This is a genomic window from Halobellus ordinarius (assembly GCF_031823395.1).
Classification (GTDB): domain Archaea; phylum Halobacteriota; class Halobacteria; order Halobacteriales; family Haloferacaceae; genus Haloquadratum; species Haloquadratum ordinarius.
Genome location: NZ_JAVQKJ010000010.1, coordinates 40,529 through 57,085, shown reverse-complemented (window position 1 = coordinate 57,085; position 16,557 = coordinate 40,529). Strand labels below are relative to the sequence as shown.

Annotated in this window: 12 protein-coding genes; all 12 read left to right on the top strand. The window is 60.9% G+C overall.

Annotated elements, in window-relative coordinates; translation table 11 throughout:
* Nucleotides 1–32: 32 nt before the first annotated feature.
* Complete coding sequence (locus RJT48_RS15555; protein WP_311173268.1) at nucleotides 33–365, top strand: hypothetical protein; 333 nt, start codon at nucleotides 33–35, stop codon at nucleotides 363–365.
* 116 nt (nucleotides 366–481) lie between these two features.
* Entirely contained in the window at nucleotides 482–3,100 is a 2,619-nt protein-coding gene (locus RJT48_RS15550) for a DEAD/DEAH box helicase (protein WP_311173267.1), read from the top strand.
* Between the two features lie 137 nt (nucleotides 3,101–3,237).
* Nucleotides 3,238–4,740: a hypothetical protein gene (locus RJT48_RS15545; RefSeq protein WP_311173266.1), complete on the top strand. Its 1,503-nt coding sequence runs from the start codon at nucleotides 3,238–3,240 to the stop codon at nucleotides 4,738–4,740.
* A gap of 140 nt (nucleotides 4,741–4,880) precedes the next feature.
* Nucleotides 4,881–5,912 (top strand): transcription initiation factor IIB, encoded by a 1,032-nt coding sequence (locus RJT48_RS15540; RefSeq protein ID WP_311173265.1) that lies wholly within the window; start codon nucleotides 4,881–4,883, stop codon nucleotides 5,910–5,912.
* 256 nt (nucleotides 5,913–6,168) lie between these two features.
* The gene (locus RJT48_RS15535; protein WP_164471138.1) at nucleotides 6,169–6,543 is read left to right on the top strand and encodes a GIY-YIG nuclease family protein; all 375 of its coding nucleotides are present in this window, start codon (nucleotides 6,169–6,171) and stop codon (nucleotides 6,541–6,543) included.
* A gap of 168 nt (nucleotides 6,544–6,711) precedes the next feature.
* The gene (locus RJT48_RS15530) at nucleotides 6,712–7,938 is read left to right on the top strand and encodes a hypothetical protein (RefSeq protein ID WP_311173264.1); all 1,227 of its coding nucleotides are present in this window, start codon (nucleotides 6,712–6,714) and stop codon (nucleotides 7,936–7,938) included.
* Between the two features lie 110 nt (nucleotides 7,939–8,048).
* Nucleotides 8,049–8,516: a hypothetical protein gene (locus RJT48_RS15525; RefSeq protein ID WP_311173263.1), complete on the top strand. Its 468-nt coding sequence runs from the start codon at nucleotides 8,049–8,051 to the stop codon at nucleotides 8,514–8,516.
* Nucleotides 8,517–8,620: 104 nt separating this feature from the next.
* Nucleotides 8,621–8,917 carry a hypothetical protein gene (locus RJT48_RS15520; RefSeq protein WP_311173262.1) on the top strand — a complete coding sequence of 99 codons (297 nt, stop codon included), beginning with the start codon at nucleotides 8,621–8,623 and terminating at the stop codon, nucleotides 8,915–8,917.
* 169 nt (nucleotides 8,918–9,086) lie between these two features.
* A complete protein-coding gene (locus RJT48_RS15515) occupies nucleotides 9,087–10,601 on the top strand; it encodes a hypothetical protein (RefSeq protein WP_311173261.1) in 1,515 nt (504 codons plus the stop codon).
* A 179-nt stretch (nucleotides 10,602–10,780) separates the two neighbouring features.
* Nucleotides 10,781–11,620, top strand: coding sequence for a hypothetical protein (locus RJT48_RS15510; protein WP_311173260.1), 840 nt, complete (start codon nucleotides 10,781–10,783; stop codon nucleotides 11,618–11,620).
* Nucleotides 11,621–11,862: 242 nt separating this feature from the next.
* Complete coding sequence (locus RJT48_RS15505; protein ID WP_311173259.1) at nucleotides 11,863–13,365, top strand: AAA family ATPase; 1,503 nt, start codon at nucleotides 11,863–11,865, stop codon at nucleotides 13,363–13,365.
* 87 nt (nucleotides 13,366–13,452) lie between these two features.
* The gene (locus RJT48_RS15500; RefSeq protein WP_311173258.1) at nucleotides 13,453–16,503 is read left to right on the top strand and encodes a VWA domain-containing protein; all 3,051 of its coding nucleotides are present in this window, start codon (nucleotides 13,453–13,455) and stop codon (nucleotides 16,501–16,503) included.
* The last annotated feature ends 54 nt before the right edge of the window (nucleotides 16,504–16,557 follow it).

The following is a 16,557-nucleotide window of genomic DNA, read 5'->3' as shown; positions in this document are numbered from 1 at the left end:
CGTCCGGGCAACGCACTTTCGATTGATTGCCCGTGAAACCCTCTGCTGCTGCCCCCGCTGGTCAGATCCTCGCGTACAGCTGCCCCCGTTGCGAGCACAAGGGGATCTACTACTACACCGATCTCGCCCTCTACGACAACGAGCGCGACCCTGGTGAAGACAGCATCCTCCCTGAGGACGCTCCCGCCGTCCCCGGCAGCGCGATCGACGCCGACGCCAACGTTATCGTCTGCCCGAACGAGTCGTGCGGACTCGTGCAGTTCCGCCATATCGCGTTCGAACTCCTTCCCCCGACGGCGGTGCGCGCACGTCGCTCGACGCCGACGGACGACGAGACAAGTGCACTCGTTGAGGCTACTCCGTAGTCGGCCTTGAGAACATCTCGCTCCGCTCGTCGAGGCATCGTCATCCGAAGAACCATCACTGATCTCCGGCATCCCCGCACGGCATTTCTCTCCCTCCACTGGAGGTGAAGGACGTTATGACGAAGGAGTCACCACCGTCAGAGTCGAACGTATCGCGTGCCGGCTCGAAGAGTCGCTCCAAGCCGAGCACCGACGCGGCAGTCTCCCAGCACGTAGAGCTCAAAACAGGGACACGCGCCTTCGATGGATCAGCCGGCGAACGCCCCTCGATCCACGATACTGTCGACTGGCTCGCCGAGAACGAGGCCACCGTCGGTGGAACCCTCGTGAACCACCGCGTGATGACTGGACGGTCAGCACAGACTACGGATGTCCCTCTGCGCCCGGAGCTTTCCGAGGCGATCCGCAAGAAGGGCATCGATCAAGTCTACGACCATCAGGCGGAAGCGATTCGGCACGCTCGACTCCGCAAACACGTCACCCTCGCGACCCCGACCGGGTCGGGGAAATCACTCCCGTATTCGATCCTCGCCGCCGAGCGCGCCCTCGTCGACGACGCCCGTACTCTCTATATCGCACCGACGCGCGCTCTCATCAACAACCAAGCCGACGATCTCTACGACTTCCTCCAGAACGTCGACCCCCATCTTGACGCAGGCCGCTACACGGGCGGACTCTCTCGACACCAGAAACGCCGCGTCCGCGAGCGGCAACCGCACGTTCTCGCGACGACGCCTGATATGATCAACTACTCCATCCTCCCGTTCGCCCACAAACTCTGGGGCTGGTTCCTCTCCAACTTGGACCTGATCGTCATCGACGAACAGCATCAGTACCGTGGCGTCTTTGGTAGTCACGTCGGCGTCGTCCTTCGACGACTCCGCCGGCTCGCGGAAACCTTCGATGCTGACCCGACGATCGTCGCCTGCTCAGCCACGATCGACAACCCCCGACAGCACACTGTCCAGCTGACTGGCGTCGACCCGGCCGACGTTCACGTCGTCGACCAGGACACAAGTGCCGGTGGCTCGACGCACTGGCTCTTCTGGCAACCGCCCCGCGGCCAGCAGGGGCAAGCTCGATCGACACACTGGACGACCGCACGTCTCGCAGCGGCGCTCGTCGAACGCGGTCTCCAGACCATCGTCTTCACGCGAAGCCGACAAGCGGCCGAACAGTACGCTCAGGCCACCGCTCGCCGCCTCCAGCGTGACGGTTATCCCAGCCTCGCCGCCGACGTGGCCGCATATCAGGCCGCACTCTCGGACGAGCGGCGAGAAGAACTTGAAGCCGGGCTGCACTCCGGCGACATCCGCGTCGTCTGGAGCACGAACGCCCTCGAGGTCGGGATCAACATCGGGAACCTCGACGCCGTCCTCGTCGACGGCTATCCGGGAACACGGATGGAACTCTTCCAGCAAGCCGGCCGCGCCGGCCGGGGGACCGACCCAAGCATTGTCGGCCTCGTCGGCGGCGCAGATCCGCTCGACCAATACGCACTCGACCATCCGGACGATCTCCTTGACGGCAGCGTCGAATCCGTCGAATGCAACCCCCAGAACCCCCATGTCCTTACCGAACACCTCCCGGCAGCCGCCGCCGAAGCCCCCCTCTCCACCGACGACAACACTTGGTTTGGCGACGACCTCCCGAAGTACGTCTCAGCACTCACCGATGCCGGCGTCCTCGACCGCTCGCTCACATCGACAGATATCACGTGGACGTACGTCCCCGACGGGGGACCGCCGCCGAGCCAGCACGTTTCCCTCCGGTCGATCAACTCGCGCTCGCTCCGTATCGTTGTGACACCGGACGACCAGTCCTCCCCGGATATCCCCGCGAGTAACGAGCTCGATGTCCTCGGTGAACTTCCACTCGCCTCCGGTCTTCGTGATGCCCACCCCGGCGCGATCTACTTCCATCAAGGCCAGCGATACCGCGTCATCGACGTCGATCTCGATCCGGAAACCTCGCCGGGAGCATCCGGTTCTGCCTCGCCAATCGCGTGGGTTGAGCCTACAAACGCGACCTACACGACTAGCGCGGTCACAGACCGCACGCTCACGCTCCAAGACGCCGACGAGTCACGCGGCCTTCCCGGCACAGCCGACCCTGAGGTTGCGACTGACGGCGGTGACGCAAGCGCCGACACAGCACCCCCCGCCGTCCAGCTCACCGAGTTGACCGTCAGCGAAACCGTCGTCAGCTACTACACCCACCAGTCCGGGAGCTTGAATGGACCTGTTCCGATCGAGACCGACCTTCCGGAAACCGAACTCTCCTCGGATGGTCTCGTCATCACCATCCCGCCCGCCATTCGGGATGCCTTCACCGAGGAGCATCCCAACGCCGATGACCCTGACGCGCCATCGCCGTCCTTCGAGGGGAGCCTCTACGCCCTCACGAACGCACTGCTGGGCGTCCTTCCAGTAACCGTCCTCTGCGACCGCAGCGATATGCGCGGGCTCGCAATCTCGCGTCTCGACACAACCGGTCACCCTACGATTGTCCTCTACGACGACCATCCTGGTGGTGTCGGCCTCGCTCGTAGCGTCTTCCAGCACCTCGAGGATGCCCTCGAATTCGCACAGACTCGTGTTGCCGACTGCGAATGTGATGAGGGATGCCCGGCCTGTATCCACCACCCTCACGACGCCTCGAGCAACCAGACGCTCAACAAGGTCGGCGCGCGCCTCCTTGCGGAACTCCTCCTCGATGATACGCAGGCAGCCTGACCATTACATCGTCCTCTTCGCGACACCCTCCCATGGACTAAAGTCAGAGAACTGCATATGTTCTGGCGAGTTGACTGCTCATGGCGAGCGATCTCCCCGCCCCACCGACCAAGTCAGGCGTCTATCCCGAGGACCGTATGAAGGTCTCACGATGGCTGACCTGGAAGGAAGCCGACGACGGCCGCAAGATTCCCCGTGCACCCTATCACAACTCGAATCAGCCAGATCGGTACGTCTCCGCGCAGGACCCAACCATCTGGACGGACTTCGAGACCGCAGCAGAGTGGGCGGATAAACTTCCCCATCACCAACCTGCGTACGTCATTCCCGACCGCAACGACTTCGAGACCGACCTCGTCGTCATCGACTACGACGACGCCCGCGACCCCGACACGGGTAAAATCCATCCCCTCGTCCACGATCATCTTGCTGACGCCGAATCCTACGCCGATGTCTCTCCGTCTGGAACCGGCGTTCACATCCTCTGCCGCGGTCAGCTCCCCGAGCGCGTCAAGACCATCTCTGACGACCTCTCCGAACACCAGGCCTTTCCCGAGGCGTCGATCGAGGTCTATGAATCCGCGCGTTTCATCACGATGACCGGCAGACACATCGCCGGTACACCCACCGAGACGCGCGACTGCCGAGCCTTCCTCGATGGGCTCGTCGAGGACTATGCGACTGTCTCTGCAGCAACCCCCGATGAAGTCGCCTTTGAACCGGATACCACTCGCGAGGACATCGAAGACGTCGAGACCACGAGCGACATTCAGGACGTCTTCGACGCTATCCAGCACGTCCGACCGAGAGACATCAGCCTCCGCTCGACTGTCACTGAGGAGCGCGCTGACGGTACGCAGTCACTGGATCCATCCTGGGCGAACTCTTCGTCTGGCACGCGCCTCGCCCAACTCGATGAAGGCTGGGTGTACCGTGATGGACTAATCGGCCTCGACGCTCTCCAAGTCGTCGCCCTCGAGGATGGCATCATCACCGACGAACAAGATTACCCCTCTGGGGAGGACTTCTGGGAGGCCGTCGACGAGCTTCGTGCTCGCGGCGCGCACATCCCCGTGTACGAGGAGGACAAGTCGGAGGCCGCCCCATCGGCAAGCGACTGGTCGCCTGCTCCCGACTCTGCCCCCGACTACACCCCTGACCGCGACGCCGACGCCCAGGCGACGGGCAGTTCATCACCGTCCGACCCGGGGTCATCCCACAGCAGCGGTCGGACGCGTGGCCGCGATTCTCCCCGACGCGGCGAGGGTGCAGAATCACTCTACAAGGCAGAAATCGACCGCCTTGAAGCCGAACTCGAAGCTCGAGAGGAGCGGATAGACGAACTCGAAGCCGAACTCGATGAGCGAACAAAGAAACTTCGGCGTATCCACGTCCGGAACTCCCAACTCGAAGACGCCCTCAAGAACGACGCCGAAGTCCAAGTCCATGCCCTCGACACTGACACGCTCGTCGACATCTTGGATGAACAAACGCTCGTCGCGATCGTTGAATATGTCGCCGACACCCACGCTGACGACGATGGCAATCTCGAGCACTCCACAGCCGACGACTCAGGTGGACGTCTCGCTCGTCTCAAGTCCTTGCTTCGCTCGGACTCCTCGTCCTCAACTTCCCGCTGAGCACCTGGTGATTTTCACTCGGTACCAGGGGTGTACACCCTATCCTAAAGCCATATCCACCGTCTTACCTCTCGGTTCCTGTTTTTCACCCCCGACGTGAGGTGGCGGGAGTCATCACCGATCCCTCTCCGTCCCTCACTATGACCGAGAACGATTCATCCACTCCCGATAGCAACCGGATTCGGACTCGCAAGATACCCGACTCGGAGCGTACGACTGGACCATCCGAGACCACTGACGCCGCCGTCGCTGCTAGGACCGCTACGTGTCCCGAGTGCGACGGAGATCTTCACGTCGACCACGTTCATGGAGAAACCCGGTGTGCTGACTGTGGACTCGTCGTCACGGAGAATGCTATCGACCGCGGCCCCGACTGGCAGGCCTTCTCTGCGGACGAACGCGAACAGAAGTCCCACACAGGGAGCCCACTCACGCCAACCCAGCACGACTTTGGCCTCAGCACCGAGATCGACTGGCGCAACAAGGATGCCCACGGGAACACCATCTCCTCACAACGGCGAGCGCAGCTGACCCGACTTCGCACGTGGCAACAACGGTCCCGGACCGGGAACTCGAAGGAACGCGGCCTCAAGGCGATGCTTTCAGAAATCCAGCGTATGGCCGCCGCTCTCGATCTCCCCGACGATGACTACGACATCGCCGCCGTCATCTGCCGCCGGGCCAGTAATCAGGACCTCCTCCCCGGTCGGAGTTATGAAGGCGTCGCGACTGCAGCCGTCTACGCCGCAATCCGGCAAGCTGGCCTTCCACACGATCTCGAAGCCCTCACGCAGGTCAGTCGAATCGACGATAAAATCCGCATCAAGCGCACCTACCGGTATCTCGTCCGTGAACTCGAGCTCGAAGTCCCGCCGCCCGATCCACGGGACTATCTCTCTCGCCTCTGTTCGGAACTCGATCTCAGCCAGGAGACCAAGCGGTTTACGACGGAACTCCTCAAGGACGTTATGGAGGCAGGCATCCACTCCGGGAAGCATCCCGTCGGGATGGCCGCTGCGGCCCTCTACGTCGCCACGCACCACTCAGATTTGCCTTCCAGTGACTCATGTACGCAATCCGAACTTGCGGAGGCCGCGAACGTGAGTGTGGTTACGATCCGCAACCGCTACCACGACATCCAGGAAACCTGTCACCCGATGGTCGAAATCTAGCCTGTCTCTCGAATGCGCCGTTCACACCTCCAGCAAAGACCGGCAAGCCTAGGCAGCCTCTCTTCCCTGTCGGCACCTTAGAGTTACTCCACACGGCTGTTGATGCCCTGTTTTGCCCCCGGAGCCACTGCGTTCCGACTCCAATGCCGATCATCAACATGTCGTGCCCACCAGTAGCAGATTCTACTACACTGATATCTATTGGCCTATGGATCTATATATGGTATTTATTTGGTTACAACCACGGCATTTGATTATGGGTCTCGAAGACTTCCACCCGGATGACGTTCTTGAATATGCTGATAAGCTGCAGGATGAGCCAGTAGAGAGCACTGTGTATCCCGGAGTCTATGTCCTCTATGATGGCATATCCGGAGAACCATTGTACGTAGGGGAAACCAAGAACGTGTATCAGCGATTATATGATCACCACTGCCGATTGAAGCAAGAGAGCAAAACTGTCCGAGAACTCGTTGAAGACGATTCAAAGTTGGAACGTGAGACGGAACAGGGGCGAATGTGGGAGTGGACCGAGTGGAGTTGGGTCAATATTGAAGAGGACAAGACTAAGCGTCAAAATGTCGAGCGAGTCGTTGAGAACAGGCTCAAACCTAGGTACCCGTCTGATTAGAGAATACGATCTAGACAGTAGTGTTGCGCCCGTAGACCATGGTCTGGTCATCTGCTGGTTTGTCCTGCGCTACTGGCAGCAGACGCGCAGACACTCTCGTCGCTCCTTGCCTCCGAGAACGGCGAATACGGTCCTGCGAACCGACAGAGCCGACCCTTACTCTCCACTATGCCATTCACGAGTCCCCCGACCCCCGCGCTTGAGACGGGCACCTATCCGGCAGACTGTCGTGACCACGACCAGTGGTTGACTTGGAAGCCAACCGACAACGACCGAAAGGTCCCACGAGCGCCCTACGCTCATCCGGACTGGCCCAAGCGGTATGTCGATGCTCAGAACCCCACGGTCTGGACGGACTTCGAGACCGCCCAAGACTGGGTCGAGAAGCTCTCCGCCGGTTTCGCGCTTGCGTACGTCATCCGCAACCGTGACGAGTACCCCGACGAAGACCTCGTCGTCGTCGACTACGACGATGCTCGTAATCCGGAAACTGGTGCTATCCACCCCGTCGTCCATAAGCACTTGCAGACTGCAGACTCGTACGCCGACGTCTCCCCCTCTGGAACAGGCGTCCACATCCTTTGCCGAGGTCAGCTCCCCGATGACGTTACGACCGTTGCCGATTATCTTCCCACTTACGACACCTTTCCGGACGCCTCTATCGAAGTCTACGACTCCGCCCGCTTCGTCGCGATGTCCGGTCAACATCTCGTCGGGATGCCCACTGAAGCCCAGCTGGCGCAAACGTTCATTGACGACGTTGTCGACGCGTTCACGACCCCGCAGCCACAGGCGGATACCTCATCTGAGGTCTCAGAGCCGCCCACGGACGTATTGCCTGAGGCCCCCTCACCGTCTCTATCTCAACGGTCACCGCCAACATTCACGACCAATATCGAAGATGTCTACCGGGCGGTCGAGACGACGCGACCGTCCGAAATCCGCCTTGACTCGCCAATTACGGAAACTCGTAGTGACGGCACGAAATCACGGAACCCCTGTTGGACGAATTCGGACTCCGGGACCCGCCTCGCCGAGATGGAAGACGGCTGGATCTATCGGGACGGACTCATCGTTCTCGACGCCCTCCAGGTCGTCGCTCTCGAGGAAGACATCATCACGACCGCCGGCGAGTATCCATCCGGGAAGGACTTCTGGGAGGCCGTCGACGAACTCCGCGCTCGTGGCGCGGACATCCCCGAGTACGAAGCCGACTCCGACCACGAGGAGGTGTCCGACCTACCTGCCCCCTCCCCATCCCCGACATCCGGCCGGTCGCTGCGGGACCTCCACCGCGAACTCAGAGAGAAAACCATCGAGCGAAACCAGCACAGAGACGAACTCGTCACTCTTCGTCGAGAACTTGCCGCTCGAATCCGTGACGTCCGTTCGTGACTCGGCGGGCCCCGTGTGTGACTCCGAGAGCGAACCCGACGACAAGAATTTTCCATCATTCCGTCGGATTTCTCTCCAACCATTACAGGTGACCCGCGAGGTAACTCAGTATGACCAACACCAGACCACGGACCTTCACAGTACTGACAGAGCACCCGCTCCCACTCGACGAAAACGAGGTCGCGGCGTTCGCCGAAAACCATCCCCAGCTTGACCCGGACATCCACGCCGATGCACTCCACGAGGACTACATCACTCTGCTCGCGAAAACTTCCGAATGGCGTGTCTTCACCATCGATCTCTACGGCTTTGATGGTCGCATCTACCTCTGGCACGGTGCTCTCGGCGAAGGCCTCGCCGTCCCAACGGACGAGTGGAGAGCAGGGAACCTCGCTGAAGCCTTCACACTCTACCGGCAGGCCATCGCCGACAACGTCAGTCGTGACGACCTTCCCAGCACGCCCGATGACGACGCTGAGTTCCCCTACTGCGGGGGTGAAATCTCATCCTCGTCGAGGCCAGCAGGTTCGGTTGACCAACGCTGCACGAGCTGCGGCGAGCATCGAAGCATCGGGTGACTGGCTTGCCATCTTGACTACAAAACACCGAACCGCCTACTGACTAATCTCGACGCTTCCCTCCGGTTTTCTTTCCCCCCACGGGAGGTGAGGCGTATTCAAAAATGTACTATAGAGTCCGATTTCCCGACGTCGGCGCAGGCGCGACGCGGCTTGCGTGCTTTATCGAAGGCGAGAGCGAAGCCGCGGTCCGCGAGCTGGCAGCCGACCACCCGCACTTCCGAGGCTGGGACGCTTCAAAGGGAAGTGTCCGGAAGACGAATCTCGCGAACCGGAAGTCACTCGAGAACCGAATTATGGACGTCACCAACCCGAACGCGGCCGTCCTCGAAGACGGCACCGTGCTTCGTCGGTCTCCGGAGCGCGACGAGGTCGTCGAGCACCACCCCGAACGGACGTAGGCGCTCCACGACCGACCGAACCCCCACCGCCCCGCCCCCGCACAGCACCGCACGACGTAGGCAGTTTTCTTCCCCCCGATCGGGTGGCAGAGGGCGGTGCAAACGCCCGTCCGCACACAGGCGGGCAGCCACCACCCCACGCAGACCCCAATCCAGGAGGTCATCCATGATGTCAGCTGAAACTCACCCCAGCTCAGAGCACCGCGAGACGCCACGGAGCGACCGTGACTTCGCAGTCGACGAGAGCATCGACGTCCGATCACTCATCGCGAAGGAGCAGACACTACCCTTCCTCGGGCTCACCCCCGCGGACGCGACAACAGCCGACTATCCGGACGGTATCGAGCCCGCTGGTCGCCGCTTTCTCAACACGGACGCAAGCGAGTCCCGATCCCTGAAGGCCGTCATCAAGGCGCTCCCGCAGGCCAGCAGCGGCGAACTCCACGCGGTCAACGAATTCGTTGATCCAGCGGACGAGACGGTCGACCCCGAAGAGATTCGTGATGTCGACGGCCTCAACGCTGACCTCCTCGAAGCCGCGACCGGCCAGTCCATTGAGGAGCTCGCCGCGAACGCGCCAAGTGACCGTCTCCTTGACGTCACCGATCATCAGGATATCATCGACCGCCGTCGCCTCGCCCTCGCAGCGCTCGGTTACCCCGTCAAGTTCCGCTGGCAAATCGCGACCTCCACGTACTCGATCGTCAACCCCGGGGAGGTCTACCTCCCACTGATGGGGGCGCTCCAGAAACACGGCGCAGACGAGGCGTTTGGCTGGGCAGATATGCGGGACTGGGGTGGCGTCGCGAAGCTCACCGTTATCCTCCCAGGCTTCCGTCGCGAACTCGATATGAGCCAGTCGGATGGCTCGACGAAGGCCGCTATTCGCGAACACGATGCGCTCGCCGATGTCGACCCCACGATGAGCGATGGTCGCGACGAGGATGACGAGACAGCGACTGTGACGGTCTACGGTGGTATCCAGACCGGATACGACTTCCGTGGCTCCCAGACGATGTGGGCGAAGCCCCTCCTCTTCTTCCCGGGATCGGGGACGGTTATGTACGGTGTCGGCCAGCGGTACTCGCGGCGACACGTCGGCGATGTCACGAACGCTGCGCACGAACGCGCTCACGACCGCGTCCCCATTATGGAGTGGTGGGGGAACATCTACGACGATCTCGACGCGCGAACGACCACCGTTGACGACGTCCTCATTCGCGCCCGCTCGGTTGCGATCGACTTCGAGGAACTCCCCTTCGACGTCGACGACTTCTACGTCTACCTCGGTATCCCCAGCACGTACGCCGAGAGCGCGAGTACTCGAGCTGCGCGCATCGCGATGCCTGACTCCTGTCCCACACTCTGGAATCTCCAGTTGTCGCTCCTTGTCGCCCTCGGTGAATTCGAGGGCGCCCGGGCCTCCGACACCTTCCAGGCTTACAATGAGGTTGCCCGCGACATTCTCTTTTCACCCGGCAAATCCATCCAGCTTGCCGCCCGCGAGCATGACCTGCAGACCGATGACGCCGAACCGAGCATCGCGCCCGACCAGCAGACGCTTAGTGATGCTCTCGGTGAGGCATTCGCTATTCCCGGCGTCGAAGCCGCCTCTGAGCGCGACCTCTCAGATACTGACGCCCAGCGCGTCCAGAACACCATCCAAGAATCTTTCAATCAGTAGCCCGAGATACTCTCTTCCCAATCGAGATTAGCCCAAGTTCTCATGGTTTTCTTACGTAGCATACCTTGGATGAGCTAAGATTGGCGTGACCGATATGGTGTACAAAGGGTGCTGCGAGACCACTCTTTCGGGTTGGGTCCACACAAGATACTTATTATGCCTTTCTCAACTAAAATGATATGCAAATAGAACTCGATGGGGAGTCTTATGCTGTTACCACTGGGGGGTACGAATCTCCAATCCCCTCGAATGCCATTCTAGATTTAGAGGAGGCAAAATACCAATCCCGATCTTGGAAGGGTTCGTTCTCGTCTGATCAAGTTGATCTAGCAGACATATACTCCTCCAATATTTGTCCGGATAGCCCGATGTTCACTATCCAATTCGGCCGGTCATCTGATGTAGATGAGGATCCAACGTACCAGGTTTTTGGAGAAGGAGTGGAATCCTTGACGCATGGGACAGAAAACATTCCAGAAATAGCATCAAAGGTTGAAGAAGTATTCCGAGACAGGGAGAACTTCTCGCTCCATCGTCCATTCATTCGTGCACACTCCAGACTTGCTGATGGTTCTGTCTTGTATACCGGCGTCTATTATTATGGACGTAGTACTGACTCAGTAAAACGATTTGAATTACGAATATTCCATCCAGATGTACCGTTTGGAGTGGACCGATACGACGAGATCTTCGATTCAAGCCCGGTGAAGAAACCTCCCTATCTTGAGGAAGTGAACACAAAACGATATAGAGTGACAGAGATTCCAGAACGAGCTACGGAGGTTGTGAGACCTATCATTTCCATTAGTGATTCAAGTGTTGAGACCGTAGCAATTGAAAACCCCATCACCTCAAACAATGTTCCTGAAAATGCCTGGGGGGCGTTCAAATCTCCAAACCAATTGTTTGCAAAATCATATCTGGTAGAGAATGAAGCTCAATCTGCAAAGATATCTGACTTCCGGGCGGTTTCTATAGATGATTTAGAGCCAATCTTTTATGAAGCAGAAATTCAGTAAGCCTTTCTAAGATGCTGTATTCGAGAAAATAGATTACTTGCTGAATTTGACGTTTGGTTTTGTATACCACCTGAATCGGTTCTCTCCTACCTACCTACGCTCGTATGGCGGTGGTATCTGCGACTAGTGAGTGCTCAATTCTCAACTCCACTTCCTTCTACGGCTTCACTGTAGTCCGTTTTTCCCGCACCTCAGTCCGTGAACGCGATTGACCACTTATGTCACAAGCAGCTCCACAGTCCATGAGTACCGACGATCAGCAACGGTTCCTCAGCCACCTCGCTGCCGGCCTCATCAAAGAAACCGGCGGAGATCTCCCAATCGAGACACTTCACCTCCGCGCCAGCGATTATCTCGACCTCGACGGCGACACCGTCACGCAGCTCGCCGAGGAGGGGGCTAGCAACGGGATCTACACGCTTGACCGCGACAGCGACGGCGGTCAGCGCATCACGAGCGTTTCCCCAGAAGGCGACTGCCCGACCGAACTCGCCGCACACGTCGACGCTCTCACTGCCTCTGCCGACAGTATTGATTTCACCATCCTGGACGGTGTCGGCGAGAGCGTCGAGCAGAACCTCATCGACGCGGGGTACACCACGTTCGGCGAACTCCACCGTGCAGACCCTGAGGACCTCACAGATATCCCAACCCTCACAGGGAGCAAAGCCCAGCTCATCGTCCAGCAGGCCGGCCAGCACGTCCAGGTCGAGACAAAGATCGCCGAAGACGCCCTCACTCGATACCGTGAACGCCTCGGCGATGACACCTCCGGCTCGGCGACCGTCTACTCCATCACTGACGTCGATCAGGACGTCGGCGACCCGCTTGCCATCGTCGACTCCTCGATGCCGGTTGAAGAGGGGACCTTCTACGGGCTCCCCATTCTTGAGGACAACGACCACCCACATATCGTCCGGAAGCGCGATATGCCCACGCGGGCCGGTGAGGTAATCGCGCCGAAGACGACGACGATGGAGGATGTCCAGCTCGACACGCTTGAGGCGACTGCGATGAAGCTCGCCCGCGGCAACCGCGGTCTCCGACTGGTCGGGCCTCACGGCGCCGGGAAGAACTACCTCCTCAAATATCTCCACTACAAGACGAATCGCGTCCTCGTCAGCGTCGACGCCGACGCCTCGATGCTCGCCCAGGACCTCCTCGGTATCTCTACGGTCAACGAGGACCGCATCGTCGTCTTCCGCGACGGCATTCTCACGAAAGCGATGAAGCACGGCTACACGATCGTCATCAACGAGGTGAACGCCGCGCCGGCGGGCGTGATGATGGCGCTCCAGAAGGTCCTCAATCAGAACGTCCTCACCGTCAAAGAATCCGGCGAGGAGATCATCCCGCACCCGGCCGCTCGGATTGTCGTCACGATGAACCCACCAACGCGCGAATACCGAGGGAGCGAACCGATGAACGCCGCGACTCGTGACCGCTTCCAAACTATCTTCTTCGAATATATGGACCCCCAGGACGAGATCGACTTTCTCGATCAAAAGTACAACACAAGTCGCCAGCGCATCGACCGAGACAGCCTCCGTCGGATGGTCGAGTTCGCAAACGCCACCCGTGACAACGAAACGTGGCCGACACTGTCCACCCGGAAGCTCGAAGACGCCATCGACTGGTACGATATGGGGGCGAGCGTTCGCGGTGCCCTCAAGCACGTCGTGAAGGCGAGCGCCGAACCCCACCAGAACCCCGACGATACCTACGACAAACTCGAAGACACCTGACTCCCCGGCCTGCCGTCGCCAGCAGGGGTTTCTCGCGCGACGGCACGTAGCCGTGTCCCCCCGTCTTCATCAGAGGTGATTCCAGTTATGCCATCACTCACAGCCACGTCGAGCGGCGCCGACACCGCACGGTCCGTTCTCCCCGACCGTCCAGCGCAAGCCCGCCGCTCCCAAAAGCGAACTCGACGGTTGACCGAGTACATCCAGGCTCACACCGGCGAAAACATCGAAGTCGTCCTCACATCACACGTCCAGACTGCGTGCGTTCTCCCGGCTGACGCCGATCGCCTAATCGACGCCGATGCGACCGACTTCGACCAGCAGGCTGCTCAGCAGCTCGTCGATGCCGTCGACGGTGACTACCTCGTTCTCATCTCCACCAGTCCGGCGAATCTCGATAACCTCCCGCTCGACGACCAGCTCACGGCCGACCGTGCCCAACAGTTCGGCCTCTCACTACACGAACTCGGCCACATCCGTTACACGAACATCTCGGTCGTCGCCGACCATCTTAACGAGCGCGTCGACGAGGAGTACCAGGAGTTCGTCCATGGCCTCATCAACTACGCCGAGGATGCCGCGATCGAACACCAACTCCGAGCGGCACAAAGTCAGCTCGCGGCCGACCGCCTCGAACTCGTCAACCGGAGTCTCACTCAGATGGCGAGCGATCTCCCCGACACCGCTACCATCACCTTCACCTACCGGGACGCGATCCAGTCCTACCTCTACGACCACGGCATCTACGACTCTGGGAAGAGTGACGTCCTCCTTGACCCGGACGACCTCCGGATCACCTTCCAGTCCCAGGATGATGCGGCGGCATTCGCGCAGACACAAGACGCGCTCGATGACCTCCTCGCGACCGTCCTCAGTGAACCCGACTCCGTGAAGCGTGGGGATGCCGTGCTCGACTGCTGGGAACAGACTATCAAGCCGCTCCTCAACCAGATGGACGAGGACTACCACCAGAAGGGTCAAGAAGACGAAAACACCGCCGCAACGGGTGGCAGTAGTCCGAACACGCCCTCATCGCCCTCTCAGTCCGACTCGTCGATACCCGACGAGTGCGAACAGGGCGAGTCGATCGAACCGTCCGCTGACCCCGACACGGACGCAGAGGCAATCGATGAGTCGCCGGAGGATGCACCCAGTGGGGACGGCGCCGCAGACGCCGACCCGAGTGACGTCTCGGAGTCGCCAACCGGCGACAGTCCGGAGACGTCCGGAGATACTCCTAACGGCGAGCAGGGTGAGTCGCCAGCTGACCGCGACCCCTCGGAGGCATCGGGTGACGACGCTTCCGCGGAGCCGCCGGCGGACTTCGACCCAGAGAACGTCTCTCTCGAGCAGACTCAGGACGGGCACTCCACAGACGTCCTCGCCTACCCGGACATCGGGACGGCAGACACCGCTGACGAGCTCGCTCCCGACGACGCCGGGGCCTCTGCACACGACGACGGAGCCTCGTCCGAGTCCGATGTGGAGTCCGATGCCGAGCCTAACGCCCAGCCCGAGTCGACGGACGCCTCGCCGGACGAGTCGGGGACGGGTGCTGGTAGTGCAAACTCCGTGGAAGGAGAACGTGACAGTGGTGTTGGAGAGTCCAGCGCCAAAGATCTTGAATCCACGTCCGACGAGATCGGAGGGTCGGCGGCCGAAGAGAGCGGCATTGAGGAGCAGGGAGACGGAGAGCCCACCGAGGGCGCCGCAGACAGTAGCGGAGCGTCCGATGCGTCGAGTGCCCCGTCGAACGGGCAGGCGTCGCTTTCGGACTTCCTCGGCGGTGACAGCGCCGGGCGCGACAGCGATGAGGCCGCGAGTACCGACGAGGAGGCGACCCCAGATGGCTCAGATACCTCAGATACGTCCGACACTACCGGTGGAGACACAGATGGCGCAGGAGCGCCCGACGACCGCGCTGACGGCGTTCCATTCGGAGACGATGGAGTGGCCGGAGACGCGGCTGGCGGCCCGGACGGTGGCGACACAGACGCCACGGAGAACGAAAGCACCGGCACGGCAGGTGAGGATGAAGCGGACATCGACTCAGACACGCTCGACGACCCCACCGATGACGGCACTGTGCAAAACGGCGAGATGGACAACACCGGCAAGCTGGCCGAGGAAGCCGCAGCGCCGCTCGCCGAGCCAGCGTACGATGATTCCCTCGACGAACGAGCCGACGCGCTCAGCACGGACCACGACGCCGCTCACGAGGAAGCTGACCGCGCCACTCCTGATCAGGACGCGCTCGAACGCGACCTCGAAGAAACCGTAGCCGCCCTCGAAGATCTCGCGAACGACGGCGACACCGACGAGAGCCCCGACACAACGACCGCACGGCGACGTGGCGGCGCCGGCGCAGGAAAGGGGTGTCTCGACTCGCTCTCGATCCTCCCACAGATCGGTGAGCAGGCACCTCCCGCGAGGTGGCAAGCCGCGACCGCGGGTGCAGACGCCGTCGGTGGCACCCTCCGGATGGCGCTCCGAGAGAGTCGCCGCGACCAGACCCGCAGCGGTGTCACCAGCGGGAGCTTCGACCGGCGCCGCGCTGGCGCCCTCGCCCGCGGCGACGTCGACGCCTTCAGCGTCCGCCAGCAGGGCGACGAGAAACAGTACGACCTCGTCCTCGTCCTCGACCGCTCCAGCTCGATGAGCAATCTCATCGACACTGCCGAAGACGCTGTTGCACGGTTCGCCCTCGCCTGTGAGGACCTCGGCATCAACGTCGCCATTATGGACTTCGTCCACGGGGACGCCCGCCTCATCAAACCATTCAGCGTCGAAACCGATCACGTCCAAGCGAGTCTGATGAGCGGCGAGACGGCTGGCGGGACACCTCTCACTGATGCTCTCGGACTCGCCCGCCGCCTCCTTGACCAGCGCCGCGACTCCCCCCTCGTCATCATCATCACAGATGGTAAACCCGGCTCCGCAGACGACTACCAGCAGGAGCTCCAGCAGACGTACGCGCCTGTTTGCGGACTCACGCTCGCTCTCGACACTCCCCACGGACAAGCTCCGGAGCGAGCGAAGGATGTCGAGCAGTTCTACGACCGCCACCTCTGCGTCCACGACACCAACGACCTCGACCGCCGCCTAGACCAGTTCGCCGTGATGTTCGACGGCCTCTAACGATGAGCACCGACACCGCTTCATCCATCGTGGATATCCTTCATCGGGTATCGA

Excerpts from the sequence above, each read along its gene's own strand:
- RJT48_RS15515 (WP_311173261.1), top strand. The coding sequence starts at position 9,087 with ATGTCAGCTGAAACTCACCCCAGCTCAGAGCACCGCGAGACGCCACGG.
- RJT48_RS15550 (WP_311173267.1), top strand. The coding sequence starts at position 482 with ATGACGAAGGAGTCACCACCGTCAGAGTCGAACGTATCGCGTGCCGGC.
- RJT48_RS15505 (WP_311173259.1), top strand. The coding sequence starts at position 11,863 with ATGAGTACCGACGATCAGCAACGGTTCCTCAGCCACCTCGCTGCCGGC.
- RJT48_RS15540 (WP_311173265.1), top strand. The coding sequence starts at position 4,881 with ATGACCGAGAACGATTCATCCACTCCCGATAGCAACCGGATTCGGACT.
- RJT48_RS15510 (WP_311173260.1), top strand. The coding sequence starts at position 10,781 with ATGCAAATAGAACTCGATGGGGAGTCTTATGCTGTTACCACTGGGGGG.
- RJT48_RS15520 (WP_311173262.1), top strand. The coding sequence starts at position 8,621 with ATGTACTATAGAGTCCGATTTCCCGACGTCGGCGCAGGCGCGACGCGG.
- RJT48_RS15525 (WP_311173263.1), top strand. The coding sequence starts at position 8,049 with ATGACCAACACCAGACCACGGACCTTCACAGTACTGACAGAGCACCCG.
- RJT48_RS15530 (WP_311173264.1), top strand. The coding sequence starts at position 6,712 with ATGCCATTCACGAGTCCCCCGACCCCCGCGCTTGAGACGGGCACCTAT.
- RJT48_RS15535 (WP_164471138.1), top strand. The coding sequence starts at position 6,169 with ATGGGTCTCGAAGACTTCCACCCGGATGACGTTCTTGAATATGCTGAT.
- RJT48_RS15500 (WP_311173258.1), top strand. The coding sequence starts at position 13,453 with ATGCCATCACTCACAGCCACGTCGAGCGGCGCCGACACCGCACGGTCC.
- RJT48_RS15545 (WP_311173266.1), top strand. The coding sequence starts at position 3,238 with ATGAAGGTCTCACGATGGCTGACCTGGAAGGAAGCCGACGACGGCCGC.